Genomic DNA, 18280 nt, shown 5'->3' with positions numbered 1-18280 from the left:
GACCTGATCACGACCGGAGGACGAAATGCAGCGGCAGATGATTTCAGTTTTGGCAGGGGCAGCGCTTCTCCTGGCGGCGGGCAGCGCTGTTGCGGACGAGGTCGGCCGTGTTGGTGTCGACTGGGTCGGCAATGACATTGTCATCGAGGCTCTGCATGATCCCGAGGTTGAGGGCGTAACCTGTCACATCGCCTATTTCGACCGATCGATGTTTGACCGGCTGTCAAATGGCAACTGGTTCGAGGATCCGTCAAATTCCTCGATTGCCTGCCGCCAGACCGGCCCGATCACCATTGGCGATATCGATCTCGGCGAGGATGGCGAGGAAGTTTTCAAGCAGGGCCGGTCGCTGATTTTCAAGAAACTGGTCATCAACCGCATTTTCGACAAGGAAAACGACACGCTGATCTATCTTGCGCATTCGCGCGAGGTGGCCGAGGGCTCCGCCAAGATGTCGCTGTCGACCGTGCCGCTTTACGACCAGACCGTAAGCTGGAAGAACGGCGCGCCTTGACGACGATATTGGCTCAAAGATCAAAGGAGGACGGTCGTGAGGCTTGAAGGAAGCTGCTCCTGCGGCTGGGTTCGCTTTTCTGCCGAGAGCAGGACGCCCTATCCCTACCAGCGCTGCTATTGCAGCATCTGTCGCAAGACCGGCGGCGGCGGGGGCTATGCCATCAACATCATGGCGGAGGCTGAAAGCCTTGTGGTCGAGGGGGAGGAACATAAACGGCATTTTCATGCGATGACCGAGCAAGGCGAAAGCCCCGGCGAGCGGCACTTCTGCGGTCGCTGCGGAACATCGCTTTATCTCTGGGATCCGCGCTGGCCGGAACTCGTCCACCCGATGGCGTCTGCCATTGATACGACGCTGCCGGTGCCGCCTGAGACCGTTCACATCATGCTGGCGCACAAGGCGCCATGGGTCTTCGTGCCTGACGGACCGAGCCATGTGCATTTTGATGGCTATCCTGCGCTTTCCATTGAGGAATGGCATCGCGCAAAGGGACTGCTTGAGGATGCATGATACCGGCAGCTGTGCTGAATTGTAGCGGTTGCCTCTGCGCCGTGCCCGCTTTATGTTGCGCGCGCCCGAGGCGGGCAAGGGGAGCATAAGGTGAAGACATTCCGAAGGGTGCTGTGGGCGGCGGTCATCGTCATATGCGCATTGATCGGCTTTCTGGTCTGGCAGATCGGTCAGAGCAATCAGGCGATGATGGAGCGGCCTCTGGGCGTTGACTTCGCCCTGACCGATGATACCGGTCAGCCGATTACCCAGGAGGCCTTCCGAGAAAAGCCGACCGCGCTTTTCTTCGGCTTCACCCATTGCCCGGAAGTGTGCCCGACAACGCTCTACGAGCTGAACGGCTGGCTGCATCAGGTTGATCCCGACGGCGACAAGATCGATGCCTATTGGGTCTCGATTGATCCTGATCGCGATACGCCGGAGATGATGCGGGACTATCTTTCCAATGTCACCGACCGCATTGTCGGCATCAGCGGCGATCCGGATAAGGTGCGGGCGATGGCGAAAGGCTTTGGCATCTATTTCAAGAAGGTGCCGCTGGATCCCGATGAACCGGATGGCGATTACACCATGGATCACACGGCGTCGGTCTTCTTGCTCAATCATGGTGGCCAGCTTGTCGGTTCGATCGCCTATGGCGAAGCGCCCGATGTTGCCGTGCAGAAGCTTGAAAATCTGATCAAAGAGTGACAAGACCGCTCTGATGTTCCGAAGTGCTGCCTGTCTGCAGCGCCGTTTCGATGAAAGAGACCGGCCTTGAACGAGATTCGCCTTTATATCACCACCAATGAAAATGGCGCCGGGCTGATGCTTGACGCCATGTCGGAGCTGCTTGGCGAAAGTGAATATGCCATCGCGACGATGGAAGTCGACGAAAAGGCCAATATCTGGGAAGCCTCGCTTTATTGCCCTGCGGATGAGGAAGATCAGATGCGTCCGCTGATGGAAGGCGCTGTCACGCTTGCCTTTGGTGAGGCCCTGCTTCCCGTCGAGATGGAGGTTATCCCGGATATCGACTGGATCGCCAAATCTCTTGAAGGCTTGAAGCCGGTGCGCGCCGGGCGGTTTCTCGTTCACGGCTCGCATGACCGCGCCATGCGCCGCCCCGGCGAACTGGCGATTGAGATTGATGCCGGGCAGGCCTTCGGAACCGGTCATCACGGGACGACGATCGGCTGCCTCGAAATGATCGATGCCGTGCTGCGGGCGGAAGAGCCGCGCAATGCGCTTGATCTCGGCACGGGAACCGGGGTTCTCGCCATGGCCGTGCGCAAGTTGCGCAAGATCCCGGTGCTGGCAACCGATATTGACCCGGTGGCGACGCGGGTGGCGCGCGACAATGCCCGCCTCAACCAGATCACGTCAGGGATTGCCTTCGCCACGGCGCCTGGCTTTCATCATCGCGCCTTTGCCGAGCACGGACCTTTTGATCTCATCATCGCCAATATCCTGGCCCGTCCCCTGATGAAGATGGCCCCCGATGTCGCGCGCCAGCTCACGCCGGGCGGCACGGTGATCCTGTCGGGCATTCTGGCAGAGCAGCGTCGCAAGGTGCTTGCGGCTTATAATGGCCAGGGCCTGCGCCATGTGAAAACGCTGTGGCGCAATGGCTGGGTGACATTGCTTCTCAAGGGCTGATCCCTGACATGCGTCAGAGCGTCGGGCGCAAGGCTGTCAGCGGATCTTCGATAAGCCCATGCGCTAGCTGACCAGCGAATAGCTGTGCTCATGCATGACCGGAAGCGGCGGCGGCACGGGTGTGGCCGCGCGGGCCAGGCGTCGCCGCGCGCGTTCCTGCTGTGGCGAGGCGGAGTAGATTTCGCGATAGCATTTGGAAAAATGCGATGCGGAAACGAAACCGCAGGCAACCGCCACATCCACGACCGGCAATGTTGACTGCGCCAGCAGGTGGCGGGCGCGATCCAGCCGGATCTCGAGATAATAGCGAGCCGGAGACCGGCCCATTTCCTGGCGGAACAGCCGTTCAATCTGGCGTCGCGACAGGCCGACGGCATCGGCAATATCGATCAGCGACAGCGGTTCGGCCAGATTGGCCTCCATCAGCTCGATGATCTGCATGACCTTGCCATTCTGCACGCCGAGCCGCGCCTTGAGCGGCAGGCGCTGGCGATCCGAAGACGAGCGGACGCGATCGGTCAGCGCCTGCTCGCAGATCATGTTGACCAGGCCATCGCCGAATTCCCGGCCGATCAGATGCAGCATCATGTCCAGCGAGGCGGTTCCGCCGGCGCAGGTATAGATATTCCGGTCGACTTCATAAAGGTCGGCATGGGCGTCGATATCCGGGAAGGCTTCGGTGAAGCCGGGCAGGTTCTCCCAGTGAATCGCGCAGCGGCGTCCATTCAGCAGGCCAGCCTCCGCCAGAAGATGTGTTGCCGTGCACATGCTGCCAATGCTGCGACCGCGATTGTTGAGCTCGCGCAGCCAGGCATTGAAGGAGCGGTTGAAGTAATCTTCGACATCGAGCCCGGAACAGACAATGACGATATCCGGCCGCTTCTCACCGGTGAGCGCCTTGCGCTCTTCGGCAAGGGAGGTCTCAGCATCAACAGCAATTCCGGTCGAGGATGTGACCCTGCCGCCGTCATCAGAAGCAATCCGCCAGAAAAAGGCCTGATAGCCCAGCATTCTGTTGGCAATTCGCAGCACATCCACCGCAGCCGTGAATGGCAGAAGTGAAAAGTTCGGGACTAGATAAAAGACAAAAGATCTCATTCCTGCACCGCCGAAAACAGAAGAGAAACACACAAGCCGTAACTTCATTTTGTCAAGAAACGGGCACCTTAATTGTCTGTTTACGACACTGACATGGGCAAATGCGTCAGGAAAGAGCTTACCTGCCAATTTGATGATTTTTTTGCGACAGCACCCATTTTTACCCCGCCAGCCATCCGGAATGCCTTGGCGGGGATGTGCTGACCTTCAGTCACGGCGCCAGGGGCGGTCGTCGCCGGCAAGGTCGTCCAGCAGGTGACACGGCAGACGCGAAAGCTCACGATCGAGATGTTTGCGGTCATTTGCGAGCCGGTAACGCGCAAGCGCAGTGCCCATCGGATGGAAAATAAGGGAAAGTACAGCCAGAAACATCGTCTCATCCTCTCTTCAGCAATAAGTTGCACTGAAGGTGGGCCCTGTTTGACAATCAATCAAACGAAACATTATTATGTCTGAAGTCAATTAATTTGAACTGAGGAGCGATGCATGGATCTCCGCGATACACGTCCCGTCGGTGTTCTCGACAATGACATACTGCGCACCTTCGTCGCGATTGCCGAAACCGGCAGCTTCGCCGCCGCAGCGGAAGCCGTTTTCAGAACACCGTCTGCGGTGTCGATGCAGATCAAGCGGCTGGAGGAACAGGTTGGCACGACGCTGTTTCTGCGTGAGGCGCGCTCCGTGCGGCTGACGCAGGGTGGCGAACGCCTGCTGGGCTATGCCCGCCGCATGCTGGCGCTCTCCAACGAGGCGATGGCGCATTTTCGCACGCCCGATATCGAGGGGGTCGTGCGGCTGGGAGCGACGGATGACATCGGCGAACGGATTCTGCCGGGTATGCTCAAGCGCTTTGCCGAAGTCTATCCCGGGGTGACGGTCGACGTCACGATTGACAACAGTATCGGGCTCTACCCGCGTCTGCGCGAACAGCGGATAGATCTTGCACTGGTCAATTCGGGTTGCGACAGCCTGCAATCGATGAACCATGAGGTGCTGATGGCCGAACGGCTGGTCTGGGTCGGTGCCAAGGGGGGCGCTGCCTATCTGCAGGATCCCCTGCCGGTCTCGATGTGGGATCAGGGCTGTGCCTGGCGCCGCGAGGCTGTGCGCCAGCTGGAGGCGGCAGGGCGGCCCTACCGGCTCGCTTATCTCAGTGCTTCGACCATGGTTCAGCGGGTGGCCGTGGAGTCCGACCTCGCGGTGGCGCCGATGGCGCGCTACTATGTCGGCGATGACATGGATGTTCTCGGCGAAGAACACGGCCTGCCGCGGCTTGGCGAATATGAGATCCACCTGGTATTTGGCGAACGGCGTACACCTGTCATCGAGGCGGTGGCGGAAGCCGTGCGCTACACCTTCCGTGGTGCCGGCGCGCATATGCAGGCGGCTTGACGCGGAGGATCAGAGCAGCATTGCCAGAAGCGCGCCAGCAGCAAAGACAACCAGCCCGGCCACGGCGATTGAAACCAGACCGACAATGGCGCCAGCAACTACGCCGAGCCCGTCGCGCTCGGTGACCGAAAGACCAATGATGGCGAGTGCAAGCGCCGGCAGCCAGTTGCCGAACGGGATCGGAATGAAGACGATGATCGACAGCAGCAGGCAGAAGGCACCGAGAAGGCGCTCAGCCCGGCGGCTGGCATAGAACCAGGCGCGCGGCCTGACGGCCTGTTCCAGCCATCTGAGGGCGGGCAGGAGCCGGGCGAGCAGGACTTCATAGCGGCGGCCCTCCACAGAGAGCCGCGCAAGGCTTTCGGGGAGCCAAATGCTGTTGCGGCGTGAGACCATCATCTGCCAGGTGACGAAGATCAGCGGCAAGCCGAGCACCAGCGTTGCACCGGGCGGCATGGGCACCAGATTGGGCAGGCTGAAAAGCACCAGAAATGTGCCGAATGAACGGTCGGCCAGACTTTCGTCAAACTGACGCAGACTCACGCGTCCGCGTGCGTCGGGCCTGATGCTTTCCAGCAGATCAGAGAACCGTTCGAATCTGGGCTGACTGTTGTTCGTCTGGTCGGCGGCCTCGTCCATGGGGGGATTTCCGATCAAGCTGTGAAAATTGCCGAAATGCAGTTTCTCCCCTGAGATGGGGGCGAAATCGGTCCGGTGCAATACCGGATCGGGCGGTTCAACTTCAGCCTTTTCATTTCGTTCCGCGCGGCTTCTGGCGATCGGCCGGGGCAATCGCGAATGTTCTGACATGTCGCGCCGAACTGTGGATCAATCTGTGGACATCCTGTGGATAAAGATGTGGATGATCTGTGAATGTTCTCTGGATGTCCCGTTTCGCACCGCAGCTGCTCTCACTTGTTATGATTTGCTGCGGAACCAAGTCGCTGCCCGGGCGTTTTATTGCCAGAGATAATTCTTAAAGCAAAAAGGGAGAACCTTATGCGTAAGTCACTGGCAATTGTATCGCTTTTCCTGGTCGGTCTGGCTGTGTCATCCTGTGGCAATACCATCCGCGGCATGGGACAGGATACTGCGAGTGCGATTGATGCGACGCAGAATGCGGGCGAGAATGTCCAGCACGCTGCGCAGCGCTGATCACCGCGAGATGCGTCGATTCAACAAGATAGAGCGCCGTGCGTCCAGAGGGACGCACGGCGCTCTCGAGCTGAGCTTTGCCGGAAAAAAGCCGTCGGGGTCTGTGGCCCTGACGGCTTTTCATTGTGTTTCCGCTCGATGGGTTGCCGCTATCTGGCCCGGCGTCTCAAAGGGCGTTCTGCCAGCCGTGATAGAAGGGGTGATCCGCCATCACTGGCAGCGCAACGGCGCTGTAGGTCTTGGCAGACCAGTAGCTGGCGGTGGCAAGATCGAGCGCCTGGCGGGCATCGGCGAGCGTGACGGGCAGCTGCTTTTTCTGGCAGATCGCCTCGTGATAGGCGGCCATCAGGCCGGAAAGACGCTCGGGGCCGGGATCGAAATCGGCCAGCAAAGCATCGATCTTGGCGCCGGCTTCCGGGGTTGACGGGATGATCTTCCACGGATCACCGCCCGGATGATAGGACAGATGTGCGCTTTCAAAGGTAACGTTCTCAAAGCAGAAGCGTAGTCGGCTGATCTGTTCCTGTGAGCCGGTGGTGGCTGAGATGGTTGCCAGAGCGCCGCATTTCATTTCAAGACTGATGCTGGCACAGTCCTCAACCTCAATCCGGTTGACCCGCGTTGCGATACGGGCAAATAGCGAGCGGGCCGGGCCCAGCAGATAGAAAAGCAGGTCGTTGATGTGGATGGCATGGGTCAGCAATGTGCCGCCAACGGCGGTTTCCCAGCGGCCGCGCCATTCCTTCGCGTAATAATCAGCACCGCGCAGCCAGTGGGTCTCCGCCGTCGCCACATAGGCCTTGCCGGCCAGACCTGCCTCAACGATGCGCTTGGCCTTTTGCACGCCGTGACCGAAACGATACTGCATGATCGGCAGCACCCGGCCAGTCGAGCGCGATTCAGCTTCCATGATGTCATCCATGGCGGAGAGCGAGGCAACCAGCGGCTTTTCGCAGATCACATGCTTTCCGTGCGCCAGCGCTGAAAGGATCATGTCATAATGCGTTCCGGGCGGCGTGCAGATATCGATGATGTCGATATCATCCATGGCGAGCAGTTCTTCGAACTTGCCAACGCGGCGTTCGATGCCGAATTCATCTCCGCAGACATCGCGCTGCGCCTCGTTGCGGTCGCAGATCGCCACAACCTCGAAAAGCGCCTCATTGGTGCGGTAGCCGGTTTCAATATGCGTCCGCCCAAAACCCAGACCGACAATCCCGACCTTCAATTTCCTGGTCATTCCACCCTTTACTCCATCCCTTGTCCCAAGGACCGTTCCGCCCGAGCCTGCGCTTTCAGTGCCAGCGCCATGGCATTGAAACAACGCGTTTGCGGCATTGCGGTTTCCGTCCTGTCTGAAATGTCTGCCATCAGATCCCGTCCGTAGCTGATCGCAACATCACTGCAATCGATATAACGAGTCTCGCTTCCATCGGAAAGGAACAGATGATCTTTTCCCGGCCGCCCGGCGATATCGATATGTTTCCGCAGTTCAATGTAACCCTCTGTCCCAACGAGAAAAGTCCGCCCGTCGCCCCAGACCGGCAGCCCGTCCGGGGTCAGCCAGTCAACGCGTGCATAGCCGGTCGCGACCGCATTTTGCATGTGAATATCGCCGAAATCCTGAAGGCCCGGATCGGCGGGATTGGCCCGGTTCTGGGCCGTCGCCGACAGGATTTCAGCGTCGAGACTGTCGGTGAAGAACAGGAACTGCTCCGTCTGATGCGATGCCAGATCAACCAGAATGCCGCCATAGGCGCTGCGATCGAAAAACCAGGGGTCGCGAGTGGGCCGCCGCAGCCGGTGCGGCCCGAAGCCGCTCATATGGACGAGCGAACCGATGGCGCCGTCACGGATCAGCTGACCCGCCCTAATCGTGGCACGGCTTTCCAGATGTTCGCTGTAGCGCACGGAAACAATGCGTCCCGTCGCCTGCTGCACGGCCCGCAGCCGTTCCAGATCTTCAAGCGTGGTTGCAGCCGGCTTGTCGAGCAGCACATCCTTGCCGTGATGCATGGCGGCAATCGCGATATCGACGCGCTGGCTCGGGATGGCGGCGCTGACGATCAGCCCGATGGCCGGGTCCTCCAGAATGCGCGCCATATCATCGACCCGCGGCACATCGGGATAGGTTTCTCCAAAGCGTCCGGCGAGGTGATCTTCGGCCGCGAAATAACAGCCAAGCGTGGCGCCTGCGGCACGCATGACGTCCACCTGACCATAGATATGCGAGTGATTGATGCCGATAACGGCCATCAGAAGGGGCTTGGGCAATGCAATCCTCAAGGGGCGGGTGCGGTTTGACACGGATGGCGATCATAGGGCGATTCGCGCAGTGAACCATGTTTCTCGTCAAGCAGAGATGCAGATTCAGTGCCCGGTAGCATGTAAAAATCCCTCAACCATGGAGCGGTATCCTTCTCCGAAAAGCCTGAGGTGAACAAGCGCCGGCCACAGGCTGTAGACAGGCTGACGTTCGGTAAAACCCGGCTCCAGCGGCAGGTAATTGGCGAAGAAGGCCCGGTCGAGGCGGCCGAAAAGCGACAGCATTGCAAGATCGACCTCGCCATCGCCGTAATAGCTGGCGGGGTCGATCAATGCGGTGATGCGATCGCCGGCCGACATGACATTGCCGGACCAGAGGTCCCCGTGAACGAGCGCCGCTGGCGGCCGGTCGGGGATCATGTCGCCAAGATCGCCGGCAAGCCGTTCAAGCCGGCGGGCGATATCACGCGGGACATGGGGCAGATTGTTGACGATGCGGTTCTCACGCCAGAAGGCAACCCAGGACGGCGCGGTCCGGTTCGGGATTGCCACGCGGCCGAAAGCGTAGTCATCCGGCCAGCCGAAGTGGCGGTCCGTCGGTGCGTGCAGCTTGGCGAGCGCCGAACCAAGATCGGCCTGAGCATTGCCGGGGCCGCTGCGCCCTGCAACCTCCTCCATCAGCAAGACGGTTTCGTCTGCGGCGATGACCGCGGGTGCCGGCGCGCCGGTCACCGCAATCGCCCGCAGCATGCCGGCCTCCAGCATCGGTGCCGGGCCGCCCTTGACGATGATATGGCGGCCATCCGGCAGGGTGGCCCGGTAAAGCGCGGAGAGGTCGCCGCTCGCAAACCAGGCAAGTGAAATCGTGTCGAGACCGAGAAGCCTTGCGACATTGGCGGATAGATCGATCAATCGGTTCTCCTGCTGCCAGCCCGTCCGGGCTCTGGACAGACGCTGGCAATCGTCGCATAGAAAGCCCGTCAAACGAATGCCCGAGATCAAGGGCAGAGAAGCGTATGGAGAAAAAAGTGGCTTTACAGGACGTCAAGGCAGGGCCCAGAAACGAAGAAGCAATCGGCCAGGTCATTTCGATCCTGAAGCAGCGTTTCGGCGAGAAGCTGCAGACCGGCGAAGCCTTCCGCACGCAGCACAGCCATTCCACCACCTATCTGCCCGCGCAGCTGCCCGATGCGGTTCTGTTCTGCGAGACGAGCGACGATGTGAAGGAAGCCGTGAAGATCTGCGCCGAACACAAGGTGCCGATGATCCCCTTCGGTACCGGTTCGTCGCTGGAAGGGCAGGTCAATGCGCCGAATGGCGGCATCTCGGTCGATCTGTCGCGGATGAACCGCATTCTCGAAGTCAATGCCGAGGACCTGGATTGCCGGGTCGAGCCGGGCGTGACCCGCGAGCAGCTGAATGAGTATCTGCGTGATACCGGCCTGTTCTTTCCGATCGATCCCGGCGCCAATGCCTCGATCGGCGGCATGGCATCGACGCGCGCTTCCGGCACCAATGCCGTGCATTACGGGACGATGAAGGACATGGTCCTGTCGCTGACGGTCGTCACTGCCAATGGCGAAGAGATCCGCACCGCCCGCCGCGCGAAGAAATCCTCGGCTGGCTATGATCTGACACGGCTTTTCGTCGGCGCCGAGGGCACGCTTGGCATTATCACCTCGATCACACTGCGGCTGGCGGGCATTCCGGAGAAGATCGGCGGCGGCGTCTGCTCCTTCCCGGATCTGGAATCGGCATGCAATGCGGTGATCATGACGATCCAGATGGGCATTCCAGTCGCCCGGATCGAACTGCTCGACGATCTGCAGGTGCGCGCTTGCAATGCCTATTCCAACCTCGATTTCCCCGAACAGCCGTTGCTGCTGGTGGAGTTTCACGGCAGCGAGGCTTCTGTCGCCATGCAGTCGGAACTGTTCGGCGAAATCGCCTCCGAATGCGGCAGCGACGATTTCAAATGGACGGCGGATGCCGAGGAACGCAACAGGCTGTGGAAGGCGCGTCACAATGCCTATTGGGCAGGACGGGCTCTGGCGCCGGAGCTGGCCGGCTTTTCCACGGATGTCTGCGTGCCGATCTCACGGCTTGCCGAATGTGTGATGGAGACGCAGGCCGATCTGAAGCAGGAGGGCTTTCTGGCCCCCGTCGTCGGACATGCCGGTGACGGCAATTTCCATCTGCTGCTGATGTTCAACGACAAGGACCCGGACGAGATTGCCCGTGTCGAGGCCTTCACCGACCGTCTGGCCAAGCGGGCGCTTGCCATGGATGGCACCTGCACCGGCGAACACGGCGTTGGCCAGGGCAAGAAGCGCGTTGTCGGCGAGGAAATGGGCGCGGCGATCGATCTGATGCGGTCGATCAAGGCTTCGCTGGATCCGGATTCGATCTTCAATCCTGGCAAGATCTTTTGATGAACGGCCTTTGCCGCCGTCACACCGTCGGGGTCGAATAAGCGCGCGGGGCGTGCTAGAAGAGGTATATGTTGCAGCTGCGCGCGGCGCGCTTTTTCGTGTCCGCGCGGCCTATGTTTATTCTGCCGCATCGGCAGGCTCATGATTTTTGAGACAGGGGCGCGGACGAGTGCTTGGACGAATACTGGTTTTCCTCGGTGGACTTCTGGTCCTGATCTTGTTTGCCGCCCTCATCGTTCCCTATTTCGTCGACTGGAGCGATTTCAGGCGCAATTTCGAGACACAGGCGAGCCGCGTTCTCGGCAAGAAGGTCGAGGTTGCCGGTGATGTTCAGGTGCGCTTTCTGCCGTTTCCCTCCGTCACCATGCATGATGTGCGTGTCGGCAGCGATGCCAATGGCAAACCGCTGGCAACGGCAGCGCAGTTTTCGATGGATGCCGAGCTTGCCCCGTTCCTGAGCGGTGAAGCCCGCATCTTCAAGATGGAACTGGACCAGCCGGAGATCAATCTGCATCTCAAGGCTGACGGTACGCTCGACTGGCTCAAGACCGGCCAGAGTGACCTGGCGGCCCGCAATGTCGTCTTCGAGGATGTCGAAGTGCGCAACGGTACGGTGCGGCTGAGCGACGATGCGACCGGCCACAGCCGCGTGATATCCGATATCACGGCGAAGCTTTCTTCCACCGCAATCGATGGTCCGTGGCATATGGATGGGACGGCGGCGCTGGATGGTTATTCCGGCACCTTCACCATTCAGACCGGGCGTCCTGATCCCGCCACCGGGCAGATGAGATTACGTGCCAGCCTGGTGCCTGATGCCTGGCCGGTGTCAGCCGATCTGGAGGGCGATGTGGCCCTGGATGACGGCAAACCGGCCTATCGCGGTGATTTCCGGCTTCGCGTGGAAACGGGCGACGATGCTGATCCCGATAGTCCGCCACCGCCGCGGGCCAGCGGCAAGTTCGAGCTGACCAATGCCAGTCTTGCACTGCCGTCCTACCGGCTCGAGATCGGTTCACGCACCGATCCATATGTGATTGAGGGCGAGGGGAATTTCGACACCAGCCCGGGTGGTGCATTTCTGCTGACGGCCAATGGCCAGCAATTCGATGTCGAACGGCTGAGCACAGGCAGTGCGTCCAACGGCAAGTCGGCGCGGGTGACGGGAACGAGTGCGCGCAAGCGGCTTGATTCGCTGATCTCCTTCCTGCGTGGCATTCCCATTCCGCAGGTACCGGGCAAGGTCGTGTTCCAGCTGCCGGCCGTCGTGGCTGGCGATACCACGATCCGTTCGGTTCAGCTTGAAGCGCATCCCGATGGCGATGGCTGGCAGATCGAAAAGGGTATTGCGATTCTGCCCGGCCGCACGCAGGTCGAGGCCTCCGGCCGCCTGACCCTCGGAGATAATGACAACACCGCCTTCCGCGGCAATCTGCTTGTCGCCTCGCAGCAGCCGACAGGCCTTGCCAACTGGCTCACCGGCAATGTGGCGCCGGAAATCCGCCAGATCACCCGGGCAGGGTTTTCCGCTGATGTTGTCCTGACCCGCAACAGCCAGAAATTCGATAATCTCGAGATCATCGCCGGTGATGCGTCGCTGAAGGGCTCTGCCGATCGTGAGGCACCGGAAGGTCAGGTGCCGAAACTGTCGCTCACTCTTTCCGGCAATGTCATCGATTATTCAACCCTGTCTGCGCTGACCGGGCTTGCCGTCGGCAGCGACGTCAAGAGCGGCCTTGCGGCCCACGCGATCACTGCAAAGCTCAACGCCGATACGCTGAATGCCTTTGGCGTCAGCGCCAACGGCGTCTCGGCCGATTTCGCGGTTCAGGCGGGCAGCGTGACGGTGAACCGGTTCGACGCTCAGGATATCGCTGGCGCCAGGGTTGAGATTTCCGGTCAGGCGCAGAGCGGTGTCGGCGGCAATGACGGCCTGTCCGGTTCCGGACGGGTGCATATTGCTGCCGCCGATCCCAGCGCTTTTCTGGCGCTGCTGGATAAGCGGCTGCCCTCGCATCCGCTCACGGGGATGCTGGAAGATCATGCGGTCTGGTATCAGGACACCGATCTGACGGCGGATCTCGTATTCGGGCGCGACGGTCAGGATCTCTCCGCGCTTTTGAGCGGCACCGTCAATGGCGGCAAGCTGAATGGCTCGTGGCGGCTGAAGACGCTCGGCCAGCTCGCCGGGATGACGGGGCAGATCCAGGTGTCCAACCCGGATGCAGCGGTGATTTTCGGTCAAGCGGGTTTTGATCCTCTGCCGCTGCCGGCACCGGCTGGCGCACAACTGTCGCTGAATGTCGACAATGTTGCCGATGACGGCAAGGGGGATGTTACCTTCCGTCTCGCCAGCGGTGACACCAGCCTGGGCGGCAAGGGCAGGGTGGCGTTTGACGCGGCCGATTTTCTCGATGGCACAATGTCTCTGACGCTGAAAAGTCCTGATCTCGAGCCCTATCTGGCCATGAACACTCTGGTCGTGCCGGGCACGGGCCTTGGCCTTCCTGTCAATCTGTCAGGGACGCTCGACGTGACGAGGGACAGTTTCGCGCTGTCGGCACTGTCCGGCTCGCTTGCTGGAAATGCGGTTTCCGGCCGTCTGGCACTGGCGCGCCATCAGCCGGTCGCACGGGTGAGCGGTGCGCTGTCCGTCGATCAGCTCGATCTCGACTGGCTGCTGGAGACCGTGTTCGGACCGGATGCCGCCGACACCTCGGCCGGGGTGTCCGATGCGCCGATCGGCAAGGCCTATTTCGGCACTGGCGAGGCTGATATTGATCTGCAGGCCGCCAGTTTTGATCCCGGCCTGCTGGAGCCGGTGACGGGACTGAGCACGAAAGTGCATTTTCGCGGCGGCGGGCTTGAGCTCGACGATATCAGTGGTGCCTGGCTTGGCGGCACGGTTTCGGGCGCCCTGCGGCTCGGCAACAATGACGGCTCGGGTTATGTGCAGACGCAGCTGAACGTCAAGAATGGCGCGCTGGCCGATCATGCTTGGCGCAGTGACGGCAAGCCGGTGATTGACGGACGGTTCGATCTCGGCCTTGTCTGCGAAACCACGGGCGGATCGCTGAAGGCACTGGTGGAAAAGGCCAGCGGCTCGGGCATGCTGACGCTGAAGAACCCGACGGTGAACGGTCTCGATCTCGACATCGGAACGCAGCTTCTGTCCTGGGCGACGGATCAGGGCACGGAGATCAAGAATGCGGCCGTGCCTGCCGCCGTTTCGGCCAGTCTTTTCGGCGACGCGAGCGTCCAGCTTGGCAAGGTCGATATTCCCTTCAGCCTTTCCGGCGGTGTCCTGCAGGCGCGCAATGTCATTGTCGATCTGCCCATCGCCCAGCTCTATGGCAGTCTGAGCCTCGATCTGCGGGAGCAGACGATCGATGCCGCATTGCAGACGACGCTGAAGCTTGGCGAGGATGAGGATAATGGTGCAAGTCCCGATTTCGCTCTGAACTTCACCGGTCCTCTGGCTGCGCCCGCCGTTTCGCTGGACACGACGGATCTCAACAACTTCCTGTCACTGCGCGCGGTCGAGCGCGAGCGACGCCGGGTCGAGCGGCTTCAGGCCGATGTTCTGGAAAAGCAGCGCCTCAGACGCGAAGCGGCGCTCTATCAGTATAATGATGACCAGCGCCGCAAGGCTGAGGAAGCGAAGAAGGCAGCCGAAGAGGCGGCGCGCAAGGCGGCTGAAGAGGCGGCGGCCGCTGCGGCCAATGCCGATGGCAAGAATGGATCTGCTGCGGCAGGCGAACCGCCGGCCGCCGGCGATGCCAATCCGCCCGCGGCCGGCAAGGCTGCGCAAAACACCCAGACCGCACCTGAACAGCCTGCCAGCAATTGATGGCGCATTGCATGTCTTGAAATCGCCCGCTTCGGACGGCATAAAAAGACGCTGGAATTGACGGATCTCAGATCCTGAATGACGTATCCGTTCCAAGGAGTGTCCATGCGACGTCTTTTGCTGCTTGCGGGTGGCTGGCTGATGGTCGGCCTCGGTGTTATCGGCGCCGTTTTGCCGATCATGCCGACGGTTCCCTTTCTGATCGTTGCTGCCGCCCTTTTTGCCCGTTCTTCACCGGAGCTTGAGGCAAGGCTGATGAACCACAAGCATTTCGGGCCGTCACTGGTTCAGTGGCGCAAGCATGGGGCAATCTCCATGCCGGCCAAGCTTCTGGCCGTCACGGCGATGGCGGGAAGCTTCACATCCGTGCTGCTGTTCGCCGAGATGCCGCTCGTCGTTTTGCTGGTCTTGGGAACGGTTCTGCTCTCAAGTGCGGTCTTCGTTGTCACGCGGCCGCGCCCGGTCGTGGCTGTTGCCTGAGATCTTGGCTGGCTGAGCCAGCACGCTTCGGTGCCAGGCAGACAGCACTTTTCCCGGTTAGGCCAGAAGACCGCGGAGCAGGGCCGTCACGCCGGGGGGGCGAGTTTCAGCAACGCTCTATTTCGCGATTGCGCCAAAGGTGTCTGGTGCCGGATCAGTCCAGACCGGTGACGAGATGTTCTGCAGGTTTTCCGGGCTTTCCCCCTCCAGACGGTCGAGCACTGCGCGTGCCAGTTCCCGCCCTGCATGGCGGAAATCCTCACTCATCGTGATGATTTCCGGGCTGATCCAGTTCAAAAGATCAGCCGGCTGCTTGGCGACCAGGTCAATGTCGCGGCCGAGCCTGTGTCCGGTGGCGTTAATGGCGGTCATCACCGGAATGGCTCCGCTGGAGGAACAGGAAATGATTCCGTCCGGTGGTGATGGCGAGGTCAGCAATCGGGAAACGGCGGCGCGTATCGGCGCCAGCGGTGCATCCGTATTGGTGGCGGTAAGCGGCACTTCGGTCGCATTGAAGTCGCGCAGGCCCCGTTCGAATCCGCTGCGGAAATGACGGTAATAGGTCAGGTGGGCCGGTGGCTGAAGGGCCGCAATCTGGCGGCGGCCACGCTGCACCAGCTTCTCCACCGCCTCATAGGCGTAGGCCTCATTGTCGAAATCATGATAGGGAAAGGCCGTGTCGTCTTCCATTCGGCCATGGGCGGCAAACGGCATGCCGCGATCAAGCAGCAGTCTGACCCGCGCATCATTGGGCGCAATCCTCGAGATGATCACGCCGTCAGCAGAGCCGGTGTCGAGAATGTAGCGGATCGGCACCATCGGATCGCTCTGGATCGGCTGGGGCATGACGACAAGATGATAGGGCGTTGGCGCAAGGATATCGGAAATTCCGAAGATCATCTGGCCTGACATGCCCATGATCTCTTCTTCCATGCTGAGCACCAGCGCGATCACGTTGGTTTTGCCTGTCCTGAGACGGACGCCGGCGCGATTGGGCATGTAGCCCAGCTGCTTGGCAACGAGACGAACGCGCTCCTTGGTGTGTTCGGCAATATCCGGAGCGTCCTTGAGGGCGCGTGAGACAGTGGTGACGCCAAGGCCTGTCATATAGGCGATGGTTTTCAGGGTCGGGCGCTCTCTGCTCGGATCAGATTTGCCCTGGCCTGATCTCATGTCATTTTTGTTCACGTCGACTGCTCCCTACGCCCTCTCATGCTTAACGCATCAGCCCTCAAAACGGAAAACTTTTCCTTTCGAACGGGCGTTCTTTCAAGGCGTTAGCGCATGTTTGCGCGCCCGGATGCATGCGAACCGATTGAAGCCTGAAAGATTGGGCCAATTGCGGCTGGCAGAACTGCTGCACGTGGTGCGCTTGAAGAATTCTGTAACGATACAGGGTGCTTGTCCAGCAGAAAGCGCGTGGCGGAAGCAGCAATATCTCAACGCAGATAATTGAAAAAGACCCTACTTATTCTGCGATTGCGAATACTGTGACCGGTTGGGAGAAAAATGTTTAAATATATGCAGATAAAACATGAAATTATCAAAATTTTGCACTGCGGGTCGAGCCGCGCCGCAGCAGTATATCGGTCTCGATTTCGCCGGAGATAGATGAAAAATCGCGAAATCTATTGCGTGATGATTCCGTTTCGCTTACCGTTTTCCGGTAACGTTTCAGTTTGGGAGGACATCATGAAACGAACGCTTTTGGCGGCTGCTTTTGCGGCCGGCGTAGCCATGCCTGTTGCCAGTGCCCATGCGGTTGATTTGGAGGTCACCCATTGGTGGACGTCGGGCGGAGAGGCGGCTGCGGTGAAGGTTCTGGCCGAAAATTACGACGCGCTTGGCGATAATCACTGGGTCGACAGTGCCATTGCCGGCTCCGGTTCGACGGCGAACCCGATTATCGTCAGCCGCATTCTTGGCGGCAACCCGATGGGTGCGACCCAGATGAATACCGGCCGCGATGCTGAGGAGCTGATCAAGGCCGGTCTGATGCTGGATCTGACGGATCTTGCCGAAAAGGAAGACTGGAAGGATATCATCCGCCCGGCCAACCTGCTCAATGCCTGTGATTATGACGGCAAGATCTATTGTGTGCCGCTGAATATCCATTCCTGGCAGTGGATGTGGCTCAATCGCCATGTCTATGAAGATAACGGGCTTGCGGTGCCGACCAACTGGGATGAGTTTGTCGCGACCGCGCCGCAACTGCAGGCGCTCGGCATCATTCCGCTCGCCATCGGCCAGCCCTGGCAGGTCGAAGGTCTGCGCGTCGTGCTGCAGGATTCGGTTGGCGGCAAGGCCAATTTCATTGCCATCAATCAGGACAAGAATGCCGATGCGGTGATGAGTCCGGAAAACCGCAAGGTCTGGGAGGCCATGGCCGATGCGCGCGGGCTGGTTGATGATGCCTATTCGGGCCGCGACTGGAATGTCGCCACCAATATGGTGATGCAGGGGAAGGCGGCCGCCCAGGTCATGGGTGACTGGGCGCAGGGCGAGTTCGCGCTTGCCGGGCAGGTTGCCGGCGTTGATTATGATTGCCTGCCGGGGCTGGGGCTTGCACCGCTCCTGGAAACCGGCGGGGATGCCTTCTACTTCCCGAAAAATTCCGACCCGGCAATCACGGCGGCGCAGCTGGAGCTTGCCTCCATGTTGATCTCGCCGGACACGCAGGTGGCCTTCAACCTGAAGAAAGGCTCGCTGCCGGTCCGAGGCGACGTCAATCTCGATGCTGCCAATGCCTGCATGAAGAAGGGGCTCGAAATCCTGAAGGACCCCGACAACGTCCTGCCCTCGAACGAGATGCTGCTCGATTCCGATACGCAGGGGCAGCTGCAGGATCTGTCGGTCGAGTTCTTCTCCTCCGACATGACGGTGGATGAAGCGCTTCAGCGCCAGAAGGACATCATCGAACAGGCCATGTAACGGGTGTGGCCG

At 60.3% G+C, this 18280-nt stretch carries 17 protein-coding genes; 10 read left to right on the top strand and 7 right to left on the bottom strand.

The genetic code is table 11. The features are described from left to right. Positions 1-25: 25 nt before the first annotated feature. From HCK86_RS09080 to HCK86_RS09065, 4 genes are all read left to right on the top strand, one after another. The gene (locus tag HCK86_RS09080; RefSeq protein WP_176084134.1) at positions 26-514 is read left to right on the top strand and encodes a CreA family protein; all 489 of its coding nucleotides are present in this window, start codon (positions 26-28) and stop codon (positions 512-514) included. 36 nt (positions 515-550) lie between these two features. Beyond that, positions 551-1027, top strand: a complete 477-nt coding sequence (locus HCK86_RS09075) for a GFA family protein (RefSeq protein WP_176084133.1) — start codon at positions 551-553, stop codon at positions 1025-1027. Positions 1028-1117: 90 nt separating this feature from the next. Then, a complete protein-coding gene (locus tag HCK86_RS09070; RefSeq protein WP_176084132.1) occupies positions 1118-1717 on the top strand; it encodes an SCO family protein in 600 nt (199 codons plus the stop codon). A gap of 66 nt (positions 1718-1783) precedes the next feature. Beyond that, positions 1784-2665 (top strand): 50S ribosomal protein L11 methyltransferase, encoded by an 882-nt coding sequence (locus HCK86_RS09065; protein WP_176084131.1) that lies wholly within the window; start codon positions 1784-1786, stop codon positions 2663-2665. Between the two features lie 63 nt (positions 2666-2728). Here HCK86_RS09065 and HCK86_RS09060 read toward each other — a convergent pair whose 3' ends face one another. Beyond that, complete coding sequence (locus HCK86_RS09060) at positions 2729-3763, bottom strand: GlxA family transcriptional regulator (RefSeq protein WP_176084130.1); 1035 nt, start codon at positions 3761-3763, stop codon at positions 2729-2731. Positions 3764-3970: 207 nt separating this feature from the next. Then, the gene (locus HCK86_RS09055) at positions 3971-4135 is read right to left on the bottom strand and encodes a hypothetical protein (RefSeq protein WP_176084129.1); all 165 of its coding nucleotides are present in this window, start codon (positions 4133-4135) and stop codon (positions 3971-3973) included. Between the two features lie 114 nt (positions 4136-4249). On the opposite strand from HCK86_RS09055, the gene HCK86_RS09050 reads away from it, so the two are divergent. Beyond that, the gene (locus tag HCK86_RS09050) at positions 4250-5155 is read left to right on the top strand and encodes a LysR substrate-binding domain-containing protein (protein ID WP_176084128.1); all 906 of its coding nucleotides are present in this window, start codon (positions 4250-4252) and stop codon (positions 5153-5155) included. A gap of 9 nt (positions 5156-5164) precedes the next feature. Here HCK86_RS09050 and HCK86_RS09045 read toward each other — a convergent pair whose 3' ends face one another. After that, positions 5165-5794: an exopolysaccharide biosynthesis protein gene (locus tag HCK86_RS09045; protein ID WP_176084127.1), complete on the bottom strand. Its 630-nt coding sequence runs from the start codon at positions 5792-5794 to the stop codon at positions 5165-5167. A 360-nt stretch (positions 5795-6154) separates the two neighbouring features. Between HCK86_RS09045 and HCK86_RS09040 the strand changes: the two genes are divergently transcribed. Next, positions 6155-6310, top strand: coding sequence for an entericidin (locus HCK86_RS09040; protein WP_176084126.1), 156 nt, complete (start codon positions 6155-6157; stop codon positions 6308-6310). Positions 6311-6476: 166 nt separating this feature from the next. Here HCK86_RS09040 and HCK86_RS09035 read toward each other — a convergent pair whose 3' ends face one another. The 3 genes from HCK86_RS09035 to HCK86_RS09025 all read right to left on the bottom strand — a co-directional run bounded on the left by HCK86_RS09035 (position 6477) and on the right by HCK86_RS09025 (position 9487). Beyond that, positions 6477-7550: a Gfo/Idh/MocA family oxidoreductase gene (locus tag HCK86_RS09035; RefSeq protein ID WP_176084125.1), complete on the bottom strand. Its 1074-nt coding sequence runs from the start codon at positions 7548-7550 to the stop codon at positions 6477-6479. 8 nt (positions 7551-7558) lie between these two features. After that, positions 7559-8566 carry a Gfo/Idh/MocA family oxidoreductase gene (locus HCK86_RS09030; protein ID WP_246739532.1) on the bottom strand — a complete coding sequence of 336 codons (1008 nt, stop codon included), beginning with the start codon at positions 8564-8566 and terminating at the stop codon, positions 7559-7561. A gap of 114 nt (positions 8567-8680) precedes the next feature. Beyond that, complete coding sequence (locus HCK86_RS09025; protein WP_176084124.1) at positions 8681-9487, bottom strand: fructosamine kinase family protein; 807 nt, start codon at positions 9485-9487, stop codon at positions 8681-8683. Between the two features lie 116 nt (positions 9488-9603). Here HCK86_RS09025 and HCK86_RS09020 point away from each other — a divergent pair, with 116 nt between their 5' ends. The 3 genes from HCK86_RS09020 (at position 9604) to HCK86_RS09010 (ending at position 15337) form a co-directional block, all read left to right on the top strand. Then, the gene (locus HCK86_RS09020) at positions 9604-11007 is read left to right on the top strand and encodes an FAD-linked oxidase C-terminal domain-containing protein (protein ID WP_176084123.1); all 1404 of its coding nucleotides are present in this window, start codon (positions 9604-9606) and stop codon (positions 11005-11007) included. A gap of 169 nt (positions 11008-11176) precedes the next feature. Beyond that, positions 11177-14857, top strand: coding sequence for an AsmA family protein (locus HCK86_RS09015; RefSeq protein WP_176084122.1), 3681 nt, complete (start codon positions 11177-11179; stop codon positions 14855-14857). A 105-nt stretch (positions 14858-14962) separates the two neighbouring features. Then, the gene (locus tag HCK86_RS09010; protein ID WP_246739516.1) at positions 14963-15337 is read left to right on the top strand and encodes a YbaN family protein; all 375 of its coding nucleotides are present in this window, start codon (positions 14963-14965) and stop codon (positions 15335-15337) included. A gap of 117 nt (positions 15338-15454) precedes the next feature. Here the strand turns inward: HCK86_RS09010 and HCK86_RS09005 are convergent, their stop codons facing one another. Then, positions 15455-16510 (bottom strand): LacI family transcriptional regulator, encoded by a 1056-nt coding sequence (locus HCK86_RS09005; protein ID WP_176084120.1) that lies wholly within the window; start codon positions 16508-16510, stop codon positions 15455-15457. A 519-nt stretch (positions 16511-17029) separates the two neighbouring features. On the opposite strand from HCK86_RS09005, the gene HCK86_RS09000 reads away from it, so the two are divergent. After that, the gene (locus HCK86_RS09000; protein WP_176084119.1) at positions 17030-18268 is read left to right on the top strand and encodes an ABC transporter substrate-binding protein; all 1239 of its coding nucleotides are present in this window, start codon (positions 17030-17032) and stop codon (positions 18266-18268) included. Positions 18269-18280: the final 12 nt, after the last annotated feature.

The organism is Martelella sp. HB161492, assembly GCF_013184775.1.
Classification (GTDB): Bacteria; Pseudomonadota; Alphaproteobacteria; order Rhizobiales; family Rhizobiaceae; genus Martelella.
This window is presented reverse-complemented; position numbering and strand designations above follow the sequence as displayed.